This window comes from Kitasatospora sp. NPDC001175, assembly GCF_053598215.1.
In genome coordinates, this window is record NZ_JBSFJU010000086.1 from 1 (window position 1) to 17,154 (window position 17,154).

The window sequence follows — 17,154 nt, forward strand, 5'->3', positions numbered from 1 at the left end:
CGGACGCTTCCTTCGGACCGCCTTCCAGCGGAACCTCCGGGCGCTTCGTTCTTTCGTGTTTCCAGCTTATCAGATGTTTTCCGCTCCGTTTTCCAGAGCCTCACTCATCCGATTCGCTTTCCTTCGGCCTTTCGGCGCTTCCGACTCTATCAGATCCCTCTGACTCGCCTTTCACGCTTCCCGGCTTTCAGGAGGCTTTTCACCGGACCCGACCTGACGGCCCGTCCGACGTTTCAAACCTTAGCCGATCCCCGCTCCACGAAGCGAATCCCGGCCGCAATCCAGAAAAACACACAACAATTCGCACCGAGCCGCGACAAGGCACGACCCAGCCCGAACAGAAGAAGTGGCGTTTCAGAGGATTGGCCGCCCCGGGACCGTCCGCGCCGATGCGTGTCCGGTGCTCCCTGCCGAGCGACCCGACAACACTACCCCCATCGAAGCTCCCGGGCAAACGTCGAGTCCCCGGGGCATACCAGGCGGCGTGGACCCGTCCTCCGCGCTGAGCCGTTGGGGCTGTCCGAGGCCCGGCGAAGGCCGGCGGCGGCTCCGTACTGTCACGGCCCGGCGCACGCGGACAACCCACGCGGAGGTCCGGAACGGTGTCGACGCTCGGGTGTTCGGCCGATCTCTCCTTGAGCCGGTGGAGTCGGCCTTGTCGCCGCAAATGTGCAACCCGGCCGCCGAGTTGATCGTCTGTGTCTGGAGAGAAGCACCAACCTGCACGGCATGGCGGGTTGTGGGTTGCGGAACCACGGAGGTCTCGGTTCCGTTCCCGTTCCGCGACACCGCCGCTGTGGTCGGGCGGTGTCCCGAACGGGAGTCCGCTGCCATTCCACTGAACGAGGAGAACGGGTGATCAGCAAGGACGCGGGCCGGGCCGGGTGGTGCCCGAGGGAAGTGCGAACAGCCTTCAGGATCTCGCTCGCCGCGATGGCCGTCGAGGCCGCCACCTGGCTGCTCGACGTGTTCGTCATCCCTCCCACCGGATTTGACGAATTGCGCAGCACGCTGGGGACGCAGGGGGCGGCCCTGCAACTCGCCCTTTCTGCCGGGTTCCTGCTGCTGACCGACGCACTGTGGCTGTTCTTGGCGCTCAGGATGCGTCAGGGCCGGAACTGGGCCCGCATCGTGCTCGCCGTCCTCGGGGCGATCGGTTCGCTCTCCCTGCTCGCCGACACGGGCATGAACGGCTTCGACTGGTCGATCATGAGGCAGGGCGTCCCCACCGCACTGGCGGTCGGAGCGGCCGTGCTGATGTTCCTGCCCGCGTGCAAGCCGCATTTCGCGCCCGCACGCGCTGAGTAGCAAGTCCTGCTCCGAACGAGCCCGGTCGTACGCATCAGTCGAAGGCGCCGAGTTCGCCGTCCGGATGTCGAGGAGTTCCGGTGGCCTTGCCCGGTTTCGGGGCCGGTCCCGTGGTCGGGGGCCCGCCCGGCGATCAGGGAGCAAGGGCGGAGGGCCACCCGGAAGTGCTGTCGTCGTCGATCGAGGCGGCCGAGGCGGAGGTTGCCAGTAGGGCTTCGGGGCGGCCCCACCTCGGCCTCGATCTCGGATGTCGCGGGGCCGGGCACACCACGAACTCGACTGGTGCGTCACCCAGTTGGCCACCTTCGAGGCGCGCACGCCCGGCGACGACCTGATCAGCCGACTGGTCGCGGCCGACCGCGCGCAGCCGGCCGTCGGGCACGCCGACATCGCGAGCACGGTCGAGCTGATGCCGGTCACCGGCCACAAGACCACCTGACCCGGCGGTCCGCCACCCCTAGCCGCCCCCGACTGCCGCCCGGTCCCCATGCTTCGGGCGCTGCCCGGACGGGAGCCTCGGCCGCCGTGCTGCACGCCTGCGAGGCCACCGGCCGGGCGGGTTCCGGCAGTTCCGCGACCAGCCGCGACCGGGCTCCGCGGCACTCCGCGGGGCCTGGGGTGCAGAGAGGGAAACGTCACACTCCAGGGGGCTGATGCCGTCCCGTTGACGGGCACTAACCTGCCCTCATGACGACGGTCCCGCCCGAAGGGCTCCCTCTGGCCGCCGAGTTCCCGGACGCGACCCGTGAGCAGTGGCAGCGCCTGGTCGAAGGCGTTCTCCGCAAGTCGGGTGCGCAGGACGTGGCCGGCGCACAGGCCGAGGACTCCCTCACCACCCAGCTCCAGGACGGCCTGCGCGCCCGTCCGCTGTACACCGCCGAGGACGCCCCGGCCGACGCCGGGTTCCCGGGCTTCCCGCCCTTCGTCCGCGGCGGCCGCCCGCAGGGCTCGGCCGTCTCCGGGTGGGACGTCCGGCAGCGCCACGCCGACCCGGACGCCGCACGGTCGAACGAGGCGGTGCTCGCGGACCTGGAGAACGGCGTCACCTCGCTCTGGCTGGTGCTCGGCGAGGCCGGGCTGCCGGTCTCCGTGCTGCCCGCCGCGCTGCGGGGCGTCTATCTGGACCTCGCCTCGGTGACCCTCGACGCGGGTGCGGAATTCCGGGCCGCCGCCGAGCAGTTCTTCGCCCTGCTCGCGGAGAACGGGGTACTCGCCGAGGCCGCCTCGGGCAATCTGGGCGCCGACCCGCTGGGCCTGCTCGCCCGTACCGGTGACGACTCCCGCACCGATGCACTGCTCGCCGACACCGCCGCTCTCGCCGCACAGTGCGAGGGCACGTACCCCGGCGTCCGCGCGCTCACCGTCGATGCGCTCGTCTACCACGACGCCGGCGCCTCGGCCGCCCAGGAGCTCGGCTGCGCGCTGGCCACCGGCGTCGCCTACCTGCGCGAACTGACCGCCGCCGGACTCACCGCGGACGCGGCCGCCGGCCAGCTGGAGTTCCGCTACGCGGCCACCGAGGACCAGTTCCTGACCATCGCCAAGTTCCGCGCCGCCCGCCGGATCTGGGCCCGGGTGGCCCAGGTCTCCGGGATCACCGCCGAGGCCGCCGCCCAGCGCCAGCACGCGGTGACCTCCAGCGTGATGATGACCGAGCGCGACCCGTGGGTGAACATGCTGCGCACCACGGTCGCCTGCCTGGCTGCGGGCGTCGGCGGCGCGGACGCCGTCACCGTGCTGCCGTTCGACGAGGCCGTCGGCCTGCCGGACGCCTTCGCCCGCCGGATCGCCCGCAACACCCAGTCGATCCTGCTGGAGGAGTCCCACCTGGCCAGGGTGGTCGACCCGGCCGGCGGCTCCTGGTACGTCGAGCGGCTCACCGACGAGCTGGCGCACGCCGCCTGGGAGCACTTCCAGGAGATCGAGCGGGCCGGCGGCCAGCGGGCCGCACTCACCGCCGGGCTGGTCGGCGAGCGGATCGCCGGGACCTGGGCCGAGCGCTCGGTGGCCCTCGCCAAGCGCCGCGAACCCGTCACCGGCGTCAGTGAGTTCCCCAACCTCGGCGAGCAACCGCTGGTGCGCGAGGCCGCGCCCGCCCCGCTCGGCGGCGGCCTGCCCCGGGTCCGCCGCGCGGAGGCGTACGAGGCGCTGCGCGCCCGCTCCGACGCACACCTGGCCGCCACCGGCGCCCGCCCCAGGCTGTTCCTGGCCGCACTCGGCACCGCCGCCGTGCACACGGCCCGCTCGACCTTCGCGGCCAACCTGTTCCAGGCGGGCGGCATCGAGACCGTGACCGCCGAGGGCCTGGAGCCGGCCGCACTGGGCGGGGCCTTCGCCGCGAGCGGCGCCACCGTCGCCTGCCTCTGCTCCGGCGACAAGGTGTACGAGGAGCACGCCGAGGCGGTCGCCGCGGCCCTGAAGGCGGCCGGTGCCGCCAAGGTGCTGCTGGCGGGCCGTCCGGGCGAACTGGGCGAGGCGTACCAGCGAGCGGGAGTGGACGAGTTCGTCTTCGCGGGCTGCGACGCGGTGGCCCTGCTCTCCTCCCTGCTGAACGAGATCGGAGTGGCGTGATGATCCCCGACTTCACCACCATCGGGCTGGACGGGGAGTTCGGCGCCCGGGCCACCGGCGAGCAGTGGCGGTCCACCTGGCAGCAGGCCACCGGCAAGGACGTCGAGGAGCTGGTCTGGGAGACCCCGGAGGGCGTCGACGTCAAGCCGCTGTACACCGCCGAGGACCTGGCGGGCCTGGACTTCCTCGGCACCTACCCGGGCATCGCGCCCTACCTGCGCGGCCCGTACCCGACGATGTACGTCAACCAGCCCTGGACGATCCGCCAGTACGCGGGCTTCTCCACCGCCGAGGAGTCCAACGCCTTCTACCGGCGCAACCTGGCGGCGGGCCAGAAGGGCCTCTCGGTCGCCTTCGACCTGCCGACCCACCGCGGCTACGACAGCGACCACCCCCGGGTGACCGGCGACGTCGGCATGGCGGGTGTGGCGATCGACTCCATCTACGACATGCGACAGCTCTTCGACGGCATCCCGCTGGACCGGATGTCGGTGTCGATGACCATGAACGGCGCCGTGCTGCCCGTACTGGCGCTGTACATCGTGGCGGCCGAGGAGCAGGGGGTGCCGCCCGAGAAGCTGGCGGGGACCATCCAGAACGACATCCTCAAGGAGTTCATGGTCCGCAACACCTACATCTACCCGCCGCAGCCGTCGATGCGGATCATCTCGGACATCTTCGCGTACGCCTCGCAGAAGATGCCCCGCTACAACTCGATCTCCATCTCCGGCTACCACATCCAGGAGGCCGGGGCCACCGCCGACCTGGAGCTGGCCTACACCCTGGCCGACGGCGTGGAGTACCTGCGGGCCGGACTCGGTGCGGGCCTGGACGTGGACGCCTTCGCGCCCCGGCTGTCGTTCTTCTGGGCGATCGGCATGAACTTCTTCATGGAGATCGCCAAGCTGCGCGCCGCCCGGCTGCTGTGGGCGAAGCTGGTCAAGCAGTTCGACCCCAAGAACACCAAGTCGCTGTCGCTGCGCACCCATTCGCAGACCTCGGGCTGGTCGCTCACCGCGCAGGACGTGTTCAACAACGTCACCCGCACCTGCGTGGAGGCGATGGCCGCGACCCAGGGCCACACCCAGTCGCTGCACACCAACGCCCTGGACGAGGCCCTCGCCCTGCCGACCGACTTCTCCGCCCGGATCGCCCGCAACACCCAGTTGCTGCTCCAGCAGGAGTCCGGCACCTGCCGGGTGATCGACCCCTGGGGCGGCAGCGCCTACGTCGAGAAGCTCACCCACGACCTGGCCCGCCGCGCCTGGCAGCACATCCAGGAGGTCGAGGCGGCCGGCGGCATGGCCAAGGCCATCGACGCGGGCATCCCCAAGCTGCGCGTGGAGGAGGCCGCCGCCCGTACCCAGGCGCGGATCGACTCCGGCCGCCAGCCGGTGATCGGCGTCAACAAGTACCGGGTGGCCAGCGACGAGCAGATCGACGTGCTCAAGGTCGACAACTCCTCGGTGCGCGCCCAGCAGATCGACAAGCTCCGCCGGCTGCGCGCCGAGCGCGACGAGGCCGTCTGCCAGGACGCGCTGCGGGCGCTCACCGCCGCTGCCGAGGCCGGCCCGCAGGGCTCCTCGCTGGACGGCAACCTGCTCGCGCTGGCGGTGAACGCCGCCCGCGCCAAGGCCACCGTCGGCGAGATCTCCGACGCCCTGGAGAAGGTGTACGGACGGCACTCCGGCCAGATCCGTACCATCTCCGGTGTGTACCGAGACGAGGCAGGACCTTCGGAGGGTGTGCAGCGCACCCGGGAACTGGTCGAGAAGTTCGAGGAGGCCGAGGGCCGCCGTCCGCGCATCCTGGTCGCCAAGATGGGCCAGGACGGGCACGACCGCGGCCAGAAGGTGATCGCCACCGCCTTCGCCGACCTCGGCTTCACCGTGGACGTCGGCCCGCTCTTCCAGACGCCGGGCGAGGTCGCCCGCCAGGCGGTCGAGGCCGACGTGCACATCGTCGGCGTCTCCTCGCTGGCCGCCGGACATCTCACCCTGGTGCCGGCGCTGCGCGCCGAACTCGCCGAGGCCGGCCGGGAGGACATCACCATCGTGGTCGGCGGCGTCATCCCGCCGCAGGACTTCGACGCCCTCCACCAGGCCGGTGCCGCGGCGGTCTTCCCGCCCGGCACGGTGATTCCGGACGCGGCGTACGACCTGCTGAAGTCGCTCGCCGCCGACCTCGGCCACGAACTGTGAGCCTCTGAAGGAACTGTGAGCCGCTGAAGAGATGCCGCCTCGGACGATCGACCTCGACCAGTACCGGCAGGGTGTGCTCGACGGCTCGCGCGCCTGGATCGCGCGGGCCATCACCCTTGTCGAGTCCACCCGGCCCGACCACCGCGAGCTCGCCCAGCGGCTGCTGGTCGAGCTGCTGCCGCACTCCGGCGGTGCGGTGCGGGTCGGCATCACCGGTGTGCCGGGAGTCGGCAAGTCGACCTTCATCGAAGCGCTCGGCACCATGCTCACCGGCCGGGGCCACCGGGTCGCGGTGCTCGCCGTCGACCCGACCTCCAGCCGCACCGGCGGCTCCATCCTCGGCGACAAGACCCGGATGGAGAAGCTCTCCACCGATCCCGATGCCTTCGTCCGGCCCTCCCCCACCTCCGGCACGCTCGGCGGCGTGGCGAGGGCCACCCGCGAGTCCATGGTGGTGATGGAGGCCGCCGGCTACGACGTGGTACTGGTCGAGACGGTCGGCGTGGGCCAGTCGGAGACCACGGTGGCGAACATGGTCGACTCCTTCCTGCTGCTCACCCTGGCCCGCACCGGCGACCAGCTGCAGGGCATCAAGAAGGGCGTCCTGGAGCTCGCCGACCTGGTCGCCGTCAACAAGGCGGACGGTCCGCACGAGCGCGACGCCCGGGCCGCCGCACGGGAGTTGGCGGGTGCGCTGCGCCTGCTCCAGGCGCCGGACGCGGCCTGGAGCCCGCCGGTGCTCACCTGCAGCGGTCTGGACGGCGGCGGCCTGGACACCCTCTGGGACCGCCTCCAGCAGCACCGCCGGCTGATGGACACCACCGGAGCGCTGGCCGCCAAGCGGCGCGACCAGCAAGTCGACTGGACCTGGGCGATGGTCCACGACCAGCTGCTCTCCCAACTCCGCGAACACCCCGAAGTGCGTCGCCTCGCACCGCAGTTGGAGCAGCAGGTCCGCGATGGCACGCTGACCGCGACGCTGGCCGCCCAGCGCATCCTGGACGGCTTCCGCTCGACCGGCTGAACCCGGGGCCCGGGAGCTTCCTCGGGACGGTCTCGTCGGGACGGCTCCCGGGAGCTTCCTCGGGTCGGTCTCCTCGGGACGGCTTCCGGGTGTGTCTTCGGAGGCGGTCTCCGACAGGGCCGCGACCCGTCCGGCCTCCCGCGCCTATGATCGGAAGGTCAACGCCGGAGCAGGGCCGCGAGGCCGGCCGAGGCGCGCAACCGGGGGAAGGAGCGCCAGGGATGGGCGCGGAGTACGAGATCACGGACGACGAACTGCTGGATGTCGCCGAGGACCCCGAGCAGGCGGCCTCCCTCCACCGGGCCCTGCGGAGCATGGCCGGTTCACCGTCCGTCGGCCCCCAGCTGCAGGAGATGGCCAAGGAGGTGCTGAGCGGCCGGATGAGCATGCGGGACGCCGTCCGGTCCAGCCACTACCTCGACGCCATCGGCGACCGGCTCTCCCAGATCCGTGACGCCGCCGAGCGGATGACGCCGGAGGAACGCCGCGCGTCCGAGGAGCGGGCCCGGAAGCTGTCGGAGAGCGGGGCCGCCACGCGCGAGAGCGGGACGGCCCCGGGCAACCGGGCCTGACGGCTCCTCGGGAGGACGGCGTTACAGAGGACGGCGTTACAGCAGCCCGTCCCAGAGCTGCTCGACGACGACCGCCCACCAGTTCTCCGGGTCGTTGAAGACCGTCCCGTCGATCGCGGCCAGCTCCTGCTGCAGGGCGGCCACGGCGGCCCCCGCGGCGAACACGTCGAGCCCGCGCAGCGCGGGCCAGCGGACGGCGAACAGGGCCAGGCAGCGGAGGTAGGCCGACACGTCCGCGTTGGCGTACCGGCCGCTCCCGTTGTCCGGGTCGACGGCCCACACCCGGCCGACGCCCGACCCCGTACCGGTGCCGCCGTCGCCGCACTGGACGGCGATCAGCGCGTGGCCGTCGTCGCCCAGCACCACGTACTCGGCGAGGACCGCCCGTGCCTGGTCGGACACCCGCGCACCCCGACCGGACTCGGCCAGCTGCGCGGCCGCCGTCGGCAGGCCGGTGTGGGCGGTGAAGAAGTGCTCAACCCGGACCGGAAGCCCCGCCACCGTCAACGTGCGGCCGGCGGCCTCGGGCAGCAGGCTCTGAGCCACCTCGTCCGCCCCGAACCGCCATACCCCGTCCGGGCCGAACTGTGCGGCGAACCGGGCGCCGAGCGCCTCGTCCGCCTCGGGTGCCGCAGCCTGCGCGCCGCGCGGGAACGGCACCCGGTTGGGGCGCGGCGGCACCGGCCGTCCGGCCCCCTGGAAGACCTTCTCGGTCTGCTCGACCAACGCCCGCACCCCGGCCGCCCGCCGGTCGTAGCGCGGACCGTAGTCCTGCGCGTAGGAGAACGAGGCCACTGGTAGCTCGGCGAGCAGCGTCGCCGCGCAGTAGCCGCCCGGCAGTTCGCACGGCCGCAGGTCGGTGTGCACGGCCAGCACGTCCTCCGCCCGCACCCCCTGCGCCTGCAGCGCGCGCCAAGCGCGCACATCGGGATGCGGGTAGCCGGGCGCAGAGGACTGGAAGAAGTACTGCTCCTCGCCTTGGGCATCCCGGTAGGTCAGCACCGCGGTCGAACCGGGCCCGGTCACCGGAGGCCGCGCCGAGTCGTACGAGCCCGCGCCGAGCTTGTCCCGGTAGAGCTGTACGACCTCTTCCACCGGCACCGACGGCCAGGTCGTCAGCTCACCGGTGGCCCGGTCGACCACCACGCACGCCGAGCCCACCTCGGCCGGTGCCCGGCGCTCTCCCGAGCCGGGGTCGACCGGCGCCACCTGCTGCTCGGCCCACAGCACCCAGCCGAGGTCGAACTCGTGCACGGCGATGCGGCGCCACTGCTCCTGGGGCCGTCCACCGTTGATCCACTGGTGCGCCGCCTCGATCGCCTGCTCACGGGTCGTCACGCGGTCGTTCTCCTTCGAAGCCATCGGATGCAGGTCAGGTTATCGCTGGGTTCACACCACGGTCTCGACGGCCGCCGCCCCGTCGGCCTCGGCAGCCGCCTGAGGCAGCCCGGTCCCGGCGAGCGCCAGCGCGCTGACGCCGCGGGCGTCGGCCAGCAGCAGCAGCCCGTCCGGTGTGAGGTCCGCACCGCCGAGCGGGCCGGAGGAGAGGAAGACCGCGAGCGGGCTCTCACCGTCGACCGGCCAGACCCGTACGTAGTCGCCGCCGACGCTGAGCATCAGCCCGGCCGCGGCGCGCTGTTCGTCGGACGGGCGGACCATTCGCTCGACGTCCACCACGAGCTCGTCCCCCGTGTGCGCGTCGAACCCCACCGGTCCGGCGCTCTCCTCCCCCACGTCGGCGACGAGCATGGACGCCCCCTCGGGGGTGAGCCCGGCGGTGAGTGCGGTGACGCCGGGCAGCGGCTTGGCCCACAGCGTCCGCCACGGCAGTTCGATGCCGAACTCCGGTGCGGCCAGGCCGTCCTGGCGGAAGGCGTGCTCCAGCAGCGCGGCCCGCAGGACCGGACCGACCGCGGTGCGGGTGAACAGCGGCGCCAGCCGCAGCCAGGTACGGGCCGCCATCGGCAACTCGGCCCCGGCGGCCGCGAGATGCTCGACCGCCGCCCGCAGCGGCACCTGCTCGGCGTACAGCAGGAAGCCGGGGTCGGCCAGCAGCTCCGGCAGGATCCCGCCCTCCAGCGCGTGCCCGATCAGCTGCTTCCGTACATACGGCCCGGCAGCCGTCCAGCGCTCCGGGCCGCCGGACGGCAGGGTGGCCAGCAGTGCCGTGGTGATGCGGCGTTGGGCCTCGCGCACCGTCCCGCCCATGCGCTCGCGCAGCTCGTCGGCGATCGCCGGATGCACCAGGGCGACGGCGGGCGGCTCCCCCTCCTTCCCGACCAGGTCGAAGAACGGCGTCAGCAGCATCTGGCCGTCCGCCAGATCCGTGGCGAGGTCCTTGCCCGCGACCGCGGAGGCGAGGTCCGCCCAGAGGTCGAGCGGCAGCGTCGCGCCCTCTCCCGCGAGCGCGAGCGGCGCCAGCAGCCGTCGCAGCGTCAGCTCCTGCACACCACATCGCTCGGCGTGCAGGTCGAGCACGTCACCCACACTCGCCGGCAGCACGGCAGGCGCCCCGGCGTCCGGGGTGACCCGCAGCGACCACGCCGCCAGCCGGACCACCAGCGGGCTGCCCGCCCGGCGCGCGAGCTCGGGCGCGAGCGGAGACATGGCGTCGTCCAGCATCATCTCGGCCTGCAGCGCCAGCCCCTGTTCGTCGGCCCAGGGCGCCGCATCGAGGTCGATCACCCGCAGCTGCCCGGCGGGCAGTTCCTCGGCCAGCTCGGCCGCCAGCCGCTCCACCTCGGCGCGCGGCAGGTCGGCGAGCAGCCGCAGCCCGGGCGACAGCGCCAGCGGCCGGAGCACCTCTGCGGCGACCTTCGCCGGTTCCGCCAACTCGCGCAGCACTCCGGCCCGGTCCACGTCGGGTATGACCACCGGGATGGTGTCCATGCCCTCGGGCAGCGGATCCGCCAGCAGTCGGTAGACGTCCTCGGTACGGTTGACGTCCATGCCCAGCGCGTCGGCAACTGCCCAGAGCAGCTGGGCCGTGGTCAACCCGGTAGCCCCGAACACCAGCGGTGCGGGCAGCCCGGCGGGCGGCACGGTGCTCGGGTCCAGGACATCCGTGTCCATCCGCTCCCGGTAGCCGGGATCACACAGCATCAGGAACCCGGCGAGCAGGTGCGTCCGCCCGCTCCCCGGACCACCCGCCAGCAGCACTACCTTCGGCACATCCGGACCTCCGACCCGCCAACGCGCCAGCTCGCGGAGCACGTTAGCCCGGCCACCGATGTGCGGGTGCGGTTGATAGGTGGTCAAGTCGGTCACTTCAGAGTCTCCAGGATCATCCGATTCACGGCTCATTCTCCAGCGAGTGGCACCGCGCCACGCCCACGAGCGCCCGGCCTGCCGCCACCGCCGCGGCCTTCCGCGGAGCGTCCGGCCGACACGCGGCACGGTTTGACTCTTGCCGTCCGCCCATCATCGCTATGTTCCTGTGCCCAGCCGCGCAGAGCACGCTCCGCATCGGCGAGTTCGGCAGGGGTAGCGTCGTAGTAGTAGGTCGAGTAAATCCGCAGCAGCGCGGCGAACTGGGCGATCGACGAGGCGACCGGGCCCCCGCAATAGCCCTCGACGTCGAAATGGTTGTACACGGAGACCTTGCCGGTGGCACCGTCCACCGCGATGAGTTCCTCCCCGTCTTCGGCGACGACGTCGCAGTACTCGCCCCGGTGCTCGATCTCCCGCTCGTCCACGTGCAGATCGGCGGTGCGGATCCGTCGCCCAGGCCCCACGCCGCCAGGACCTCGGAGTTCAGCCTGAGCAGCGGGCTTCGCAGGACCGGGAAGCCGACCTCGCTCAGGAACCTGCGGGAGGGACCGTGCCGCAACCCGCTCGGAAGAGCGGATTCGTCCGCCGACCACAGCGACTCGACGCCGAAGCACGCCGCCGACCACGCGCGGCTCGGCTTCCGCGCCTGCTCCGGCAGTTCGGCGGGCGTGAGGCTCACGACCACCCGGAGGACCGTCACCATCCCTCCCGGTGCCGGGCAGTTCGCCCTGGCACCGGGAGGGACCCACCGCGACCACACGGTGCGCCAAGGCAGACGGGGCCCTGCCGCCACAAGCGCGGCGGCGTCCCCGTCCCGCCCGTGGCTGACCAGCAACAGATGCAGCCAGGAGAGCCACTCGCCGTGCCGGTCGGCCGCGGGGCTGACGCTCAGCCGTTCCAGGTGATGGATGTCCTCGGCCGGCGTTCCCACGGGCACGCCGTCGGACCAGCACCGCGCCATGGCCGCGAGCAGCTCGGCCCGCCCGACAGCGGCCAGGAACTCGGGCTGCTCGATCAGCACGGGCAGGTCATGCACTGCCGAACCGGCGAGCCCGGCAGCCCGAGGCTGAGTCCTGCAGTCGAGGCGCACATGTGCTCTCCCATGTCTGGTAGTTCGCTATGTATCTGCCATGGCGCCGCAGCAAGCATCGGACTACTCCGAGACTCGTCCTCGCATGCATCGGCAGGGCGAACCATCGCCACGTCTCACTCGTAGTCGCTGCCGAAAATCTCCGCGAACTCCAGCTCCCAGAAGCCCCGATCGACCGGCGCCGGATCAATCTCCCGGAGCCACCCCTCGATGGAATCCTGCAGGTCTTGGGCGTCGTCCTCCCCTTCCAACACAGGCGTGGCCGACACGGCGTCCCACAGCAGGAGGATGTGCAGCAGCGCAGCCAGGCTACCCGCGACCGGCGTCGGCGGACCGTCGAACGCTCCCCCGTCACCGCCCAGAAACACCTGCCCAACGTTGCCGTCCAGCAGCAGGACCCTCCCTCGGAGGGTCCCCAGTCCGGCCACGAAGCCTGGCCTGTGCTCCCACCGCTGCAGGGACCCGAGTGCAAGGTCGGCCGGCCGTAGGCTGGCCAACTCGGTTGCCGGCCAGCCTACGTCGGTGAGGAACCGAACGGTGGGGGCGTGGACCACGTCCTCAGGCAGCCGCTCCGGGGGGATCGTACGGCAGGCACCCGGGCCGAAAGCCCAGTCCTCCTCCAGTAGTTCCCGGGTCACCGTGGCGCCCGGCGGGATCCGCTCCGGGGGCGCCCACCGGCCCCGTCCGGTGAGTGGCTCGATCTCCTTGCCGCGACGGGCCGACGGGAGCGCGGCGACCGCCGCCTCGTCCACCAATGCTGCGAAGATGCCCACCCGGCCGACGAAGACCCACAGCGCCCTGTCGTCATCGGGGTCCGGGCAACGGATCGCTTCGGACAACAGACTGATCGGCCCAGGCAGGCCTGCAAGCGGAGCCTGTTCCACCGTATTGAACCAGCGTCCGCGTCTGACATGGGCCTTGACCACCCCGTGCTCGGGCCCGAGCCGAGCACCTGCCTGCGACTGTCCCTGAGACACCGGACCTTGGAGCGGCTGCCCGGTCTGGAAGTCCCACACGGCTACGACGTCCTCTTCACCGAAGCCCTCCCAGTCGGGCCGATCTGACGGCTCGGCCCAGCTGGCGACCGCCGCGCCTTCACCCCATTCGACGATACCGAGGCGCCCACCCGGCCACACCTCGGCGCTGGGGCTCACCACACCGGGCCAGTGCCAGTGGGACCAGACCGTCCGCCAGGGCAGAGTCGTCCGAGCAGTGACCCCACCGGCGAGCTCGGTCATCCTCCGGCTCATCAGCCCATGGTGCAACCAGCTGAGCCACTCCGCCTGACTTGCCGGGTCCAGATGCTGCCCAAGGAGGTAATGCACCACTCCGGCCACCCCACCGAGAGGAACACCATCCGGGTAGGCAAGTAGCAGACCGAGCCCCAGGCCGTACCAGCCCACCGTCACCAGGAAATCCGGATCTTCCAGCCACCGAGCCAGCTCGCCTGCGAGCGCCGCGTGCACGGGCAGTGCCGCCGACAGGTACTCCGCGACCGCACCCTCTGGCTCAATGCCGCCACGGTACAGGTCGACCAACGCGCCGAACACACGGGACTGCTGTACTTCCGTCAACGGAAAACGTCGACGCACCTCACGGTGCACCATCGCATCCCGAAAGCCCAACAACCCGGCCTCGTCGTCGACAGCCAGGTCGGGGTGGCCCGCTGCAAGCTGCCGGAGGCTCTCGCCGGGCAGCGGCGACCCGACCAGCGCCTCCACCACCGCCTGCCACACCTCAAACGGCGACCGGGGAAGCTCCAACGCCGCAGCAGCAGCGAGCAACAACTCCATCCGCTGCCCTGATGTCCCCGGCAGCTCGTAGTGCACCGACTCCGGAACACCGATCGGCTGTGCCGCGCCCTTCTTGATGACGACCGGCTTGCGCGCAGCCGCACGGGTACAGGCGACCGTCTGCACCCACCTCCCGATGCGCTGCCACTCGGTCGAGCTGATCAGCGGCCCTGCCAGCTCGACATGTTCCAGCACCAACCCCGAACAGCTGGGGGCCACTTCCGCCACCGCGCCCGAGACCTGCTCAAGACTGAGCCCGGTGCAATCGATACTGACCCATCCGTCCAGTGCCCCTCCGTCTGTCATAGCCACAGCCTACGACTCCGTGTCCAACAAAATCCCCTGACGCTTGGCCGAAGCCCTCATCCACAAGTCTCCGATGCGGGACAGGTGCTCCTTGAACTGTGCGGACAGTTCCGTCTGCACCTTTCTCTTACCGAGCGACTCACCCACCGGATCCGACGCCAGCTGCCCTCTCCGAAATCCCACGCCATAGCTGACCGGGATATGAGAAAGAGATTCTGAATTGACGATATAGTGAGAGCAGTCTGATTTTGTCAGAGATCCGGATGTCGCACCACAAGGCTCGCGTTCGGTGTAGAGATGAACTGGGTCGAGCTCCGGCAGTCCGGCCTCGATCCGCTGCTTGTTCACCGCATCAAAGTAGTTTCCGATATGCGGTTCCGAGTGGTTCTGGTTGGCGTTTCCCTGGGGAATCGAAGAATCCACGACATAGTGCGTCTCCTTCGATACCGGGTCATAGACCTCGAGAACGGCGAAGTTGCGACCCGTGAAGTCCGGACGATGCTCATTCCTGCCGTCCGTCTCCCGTACGTGCTGGGCGTAAGACTTCCCCTCCGTATCCGCGCCGTAAGTCTCCTCAAGGTGATTGAAGGTGGCACGGGCCGGATCCGGCTTCTTGCCGGCAAGACCACCACGCATGTCCGCGCGGGCATGGTAGTGCACGCCCCAGGATTCACCCTTCTCGGGCTTGGCTCCGGATTCATCGACTACGTAATGGTCGGCATCACCCAGGACATGATTTACAGCGTTGCCACGATGAAATCCGAGACTCATACGTCCGAGCACGGCGACAATGGCACATCGCTCAGCCGAAGGCATCTCGTCAAATCCGGGCAGCGCCTTCTTGAGATCAGAGTGAGAGAAGCCCCGGGGAACATGATTGTTCTTCGGGTCGGCTTCACGACCCCGCAGCGCCGCGTCATCGAGCAGCTTTCCCAGGTCGCCGTCGCGCTCCCACTCGTCGAGGGCATGGTATGCCTTCTCGAGATCCATCTGGGAAACGTGGCGCTCCTCGGAGTCGCGGAGCGCCACCTGTGACTCCTCGGGAAGCATCCCCAGGTGCTGATGGTCCTTGGCCTGCTTCTCGTCGAACTCTGCCGATCCTCGCACCGGGTGGCTGGCCGGCTCGGCGGGCGCGCGACGTTCAGGGCTGTGCTCGGACAGCTGAGGCGACGGTTCGTGGTGGGCGGGGAGCGGGTGCCGGTCGGCGTTAAGGGGGATGGCCCAGACGCCGTGTTTGCCGTCGTGGATGGGGTGGGGGCTGCGGGCACCGGTCTGGTTGTCGAGGTAGGTGATCTTGCCGTGGTGGTTGACCGCGTTCCAGGCGTGGGCGCGGCCGTGGGCGTCCTGGGTGATGATGACGGCCTGTGAGCCGTGCCCGGCCCCGCGGAGCTGGTCCTCCAGGTTGCGGTAGGCGTGTTCGCCGTTGCCGAGGTCGCGGAACTTGGCGCCCAGCTGCTGCTCGGCACGGTCGCGACCACCGTGCTCGCCCTCGTGGGTGCCGTCGTGGCTGCGGGCGGCGGCCGCGGTGGGGTGGCCGTTGTAGGTGTCGGCGGTGGAGAGTGCGACGTCCAGGCAGTTGTTGTTGCGGCCGGGCTCGCGGTGCCCGGGACCGTTGATCGCGCCGGGCCAGTCGCCGTTCGGGTCCGGGTGACGCTGCGGGGTGCCGTCCGGGTTGCGCGGGACGCGGCTCTCCAAGTCCTGCTGGTGGTGCGGGTCGACCCGCTGCAGCCCGCCGGGGACGTCGTGCGGACGGCTCTCGGCGAGGGGGTGCTCGGGGAGGGGGTGGTGCCCTTCCGTCGGCTCGTGCGGGTTGTGCGCGGTTGCGCCGTCCTCGTTGTGGTGGTGCGTTGCCGTGTTGTCGTCGGCGGTGTGGTGCTCGGGAGCGCGGTGGTCGGCCGGCTGGTGCTCGGCGGCCTGGTGATCCGGCGTGCGCTGGCCCGGGACGGAGTGCTCCGGAGCGCGCGAGCCTGGCCCGGTGTGCCCAGCGGCCTTGTCGGTGGGGGCCTTGGCGGGTGCGGGCCCGCTCGGCTTCGGCTCGGCCGGGTGCCGGTTCGCGGGCGGCTCGGCGGACGGCGCGCCAGGTCGGCGCACCGGGCCCGTCTCCACCGGAGGCCGGGTGGGCCGGGGCTCGGCGGGATGGTGCGCCGAAGGGGCCTGGCCGGCCGGTGTCGCAGGACGGCTGGGACGGCTCTGCCCGAGACGCACGGGCTCCTGCGGCCGGCTGCCGCCCGCCGCTTCCGGACGACGAGCGGTCGACGGTGAATCGGCTGACGGGGTGTGGGACGAGCGCACCGGGCCCGTCGTGATCGGAGTCGAGACCCGGCCCGCTCCACCTGACGTACCCGCGTGCGCGGCTCCACCGGCGCCACCGCCGACGGGAGCGGCCATCGATGGCATGCCGGGGGGCGCGGCCGGGGACGCGGAGACGTCCGGGTGGGACGCCGTACCGTCCGGGCCGTGTGCCACCGGCGGTTCGGCGACGGACGGGCGGGGAAGGGTCGCGGTGCCTGCGGAGTCCGCCTCCAGACGGGCCGGTCCGCCCTCGTTCCGGCCGTCGGGCCGTTCGGGGCTGGGTATACCGCCCCCCGGACGGCTTGCCGGCTCCTCGGCTCCCCCGTGCGGGCGCACGGGGCCGAGGGGCACGCTTCCGGGGTGCGCGGGCCGCGGCGCGGCACCCGACTGCGTGGGCGCGCTGGGGCCGTCGGCCGAGTGCTCCGGTGCGGCGTGTCCGGGTGCGGACGTCGTGGTGTTCTCCGGCCCGGTCCCGGCGTGGCCCGGCTCGGAGGCGGATACGCGGCGCGGGTCGGCGGCCGGGTCGGACGTGTGCCGGCCCGCCTCGTCCTGCCGCTGCGCACCGCCGTGCTCGGCCGGCTGGGCCGGGTGGCCTGCCGTCCCAGCAGGTTCGGTCCCGGGAAGCCCAGACTCGTCCTGCCGCTGCGCACCGCCGTGCTCGGCCGGCTGGGCCGGGTGGCCTGCCGTCCCAGCAGGTTCGGTCCCGGGAAGCCCCGACTCGTCCTGC

The 17,154-nt window shown here is 71.5% G+C and carries 12 protein-coding genes; 7 read left to right on the forward strand and 5 right to left on the reverse strand.

The window, feature by feature from the left end; all coding sequences use genetic code 11:
- Positions 1–855 precede the first annotated feature (855 nt).
- From ACWDAK_RS35865 to ACWDAK_RS35890, 6 genes are all read left to right on the forward strand, one after another.
- Entirely contained in the window at positions 856–1,308 is a 453-nt protein-coding gene (locus ACWDAK_RS35865) for a hypothetical protein (protein WP_427395393.1), read from the forward strand.
- Positions 1,309–1,555: 247 nt separating this feature from the next.
- Positions 1,556–1,747 carry a hypothetical protein gene (locus tag ACWDAK_RS35870; RefSeq protein WP_427395394.1) on the forward strand — a complete coding sequence of 64 codons (192 nt, stop codon included), beginning with the start codon at positions 1,556–1,558 and terminating at the stop codon, positions 1,745–1,747.
- A 248-nt stretch (positions 1,748–1,995) separates the two neighbouring features.
- The gene (mutA, locus tag ACWDAK_RS35875; protein ID WP_344640915.1) at positions 1,996–3,879 is read left to right on the forward strand and encodes a methylmalonyl-CoA mutase small subunit; all 1,884 of its coding nucleotides are present in this window, start codon (positions 1,996–1,998) and stop codon (positions 3,877–3,879) included.
- Positions 3,879–6,080, forward strand: coding sequence for a methylmalonyl-CoA mutase (scpA, locus tag ACWDAK_RS35880; protein WP_427395395.1), 2,202 nt, complete (start codon positions 3,879–3,881; stop codon positions 6,078–6,080). Before mutA ends, scpA begins: the two co-directional genes overlap by 1 nt.
- A gap of 31 nt (positions 6,081–6,111) precedes the next feature.
- Entirely contained in the window at positions 6,112–7,104 is a 993-nt protein-coding gene (gene meaB, locus ACWDAK_RS35885; RefSeq protein WP_344640917.1) for a methylmalonyl Co-A mutase-associated GTPase MeaB, read from the forward strand.
- A 221-nt stretch (positions 7,105–7,325) separates the two neighbouring features.
- Positions 7,326–7,676: a hypothetical protein gene (locus tag ACWDAK_RS35890; protein ID WP_344640918.1), complete on the forward strand. Its 351-nt coding sequence runs from the start codon at positions 7,326–7,328 to the stop codon at positions 7,674–7,676.
- A gap of 36 nt (positions 7,677–7,712) precedes the next feature.
- Here the strand turns inward: ACWDAK_RS35890 and ACWDAK_RS35895 are convergent, their stop codons facing one another.
- The 5 genes from ACWDAK_RS35895 to ACWDAK_RS35915 form a co-directional block, all read right to left on the reverse strand.
- Entirely contained in the window at positions 7,713–9,014 is a 1,302-nt protein-coding gene (locus ACWDAK_RS35895) for an SUKH-4 family immunity protein (RefSeq protein ID WP_427395396.1), read from the reverse strand.
- Between the two features lie 51 nt (positions 9,015–9,065).
- Positions 9,066–10,847, reverse strand: coding sequence for an ATP-binding protein (locus tag ACWDAK_RS35900; protein ID WP_427395397.1), 1,782 nt, complete (start codon positions 10,845–10,847; stop codon positions 9,066–9,068).
- A 128-nt stretch (positions 10,848–10,975) separates the two neighbouring features.
- Positions 10,976–11,371 (reverse strand): hypothetical protein, encoded by a 396-nt coding sequence (locus ACWDAK_RS35905; RefSeq protein WP_344640921.1) that lies wholly within the window; start codon positions 11,369–11,371, stop codon positions 10,976–10,978.
- A 781-nt stretch (positions 11,372–12,152) separates the two neighbouring features.
- Positions 12,153–14,135, reverse strand: coding sequence for an SUKH-4 family immunity protein (locus tag ACWDAK_RS35910; protein WP_427395398.1), 1,983 nt, complete (start codon positions 14,133–14,135; stop codon positions 12,153–12,155).
- 9 nt (positions 14,136–14,144) lie between these two features.
- Positions 14,145–16,241 carry a toxin glutamine deamidase domain-containing protein gene (locus ACWDAK_RS35915; RefSeq protein WP_344640923.1) on the reverse strand — a complete coding sequence of 699 codons (2,097 nt, stop codon included), beginning with the start codon at positions 16,239–16,241 and terminating at the stop codon, positions 14,145–14,147.
- Between the two features lie 663 nt (positions 16,242–16,904).
- Here ACWDAK_RS35915 and ACWDAK_RS35920 point away from each other — a divergent pair.
- Positions 16,905–17,154: hypothetical protein (locus ACWDAK_RS35920; RefSeq protein WP_449806535.1), on the forward strand; the 250-nt coding region annotated here is incomplete at its 3' end.

What these genes read in the sequence shown, in the direction of transcription:
- ACWDAK_RS35870 (WP_427395394.1), top strand. Translation starts at nt 1,556, where the DNA reads ATGTCGCGGGGCCGGGCACACCACGAACTCGACTGGTGCGTCACCCAG.
- mutA (WP_344640915.1), top strand. Translation starts at nt 1,996, where the DNA reads ATGACGACGGTCCCGCCCGAAGGGCTCCCTCTGGCCGCCGAGTTCCCG.
- scpA (WP_427395395.1), top strand. Translation starts at nt 3,879, where the DNA reads ATGATCCCCGACTTCACCACCATCGGGCTGGACGGGGAGTTCGGCGCC.
- meaB (WP_344640917.1), top strand. Translation starts at nt 6,112, where the DNA reads ATGCCGCCTCGGACGATCGACCTCGACCAGTACCGGCAGGGTGTGCTC.
- ACWDAK_RS35890 (WP_344640918.1), top strand. Translation starts at nt 7,326, where the DNA reads ATGGGCGCGGAGTACGAGATCACGGACGACGAACTGCTGGATGTCGCC.
- ACWDAK_RS35910 (WP_427395398.1), bottom strand. Translation starts at nt 14,135, where the DNA reads ATGACAGACGGAGGGGCACTGGACGGATGGGTCAGTATCGATTGCACC.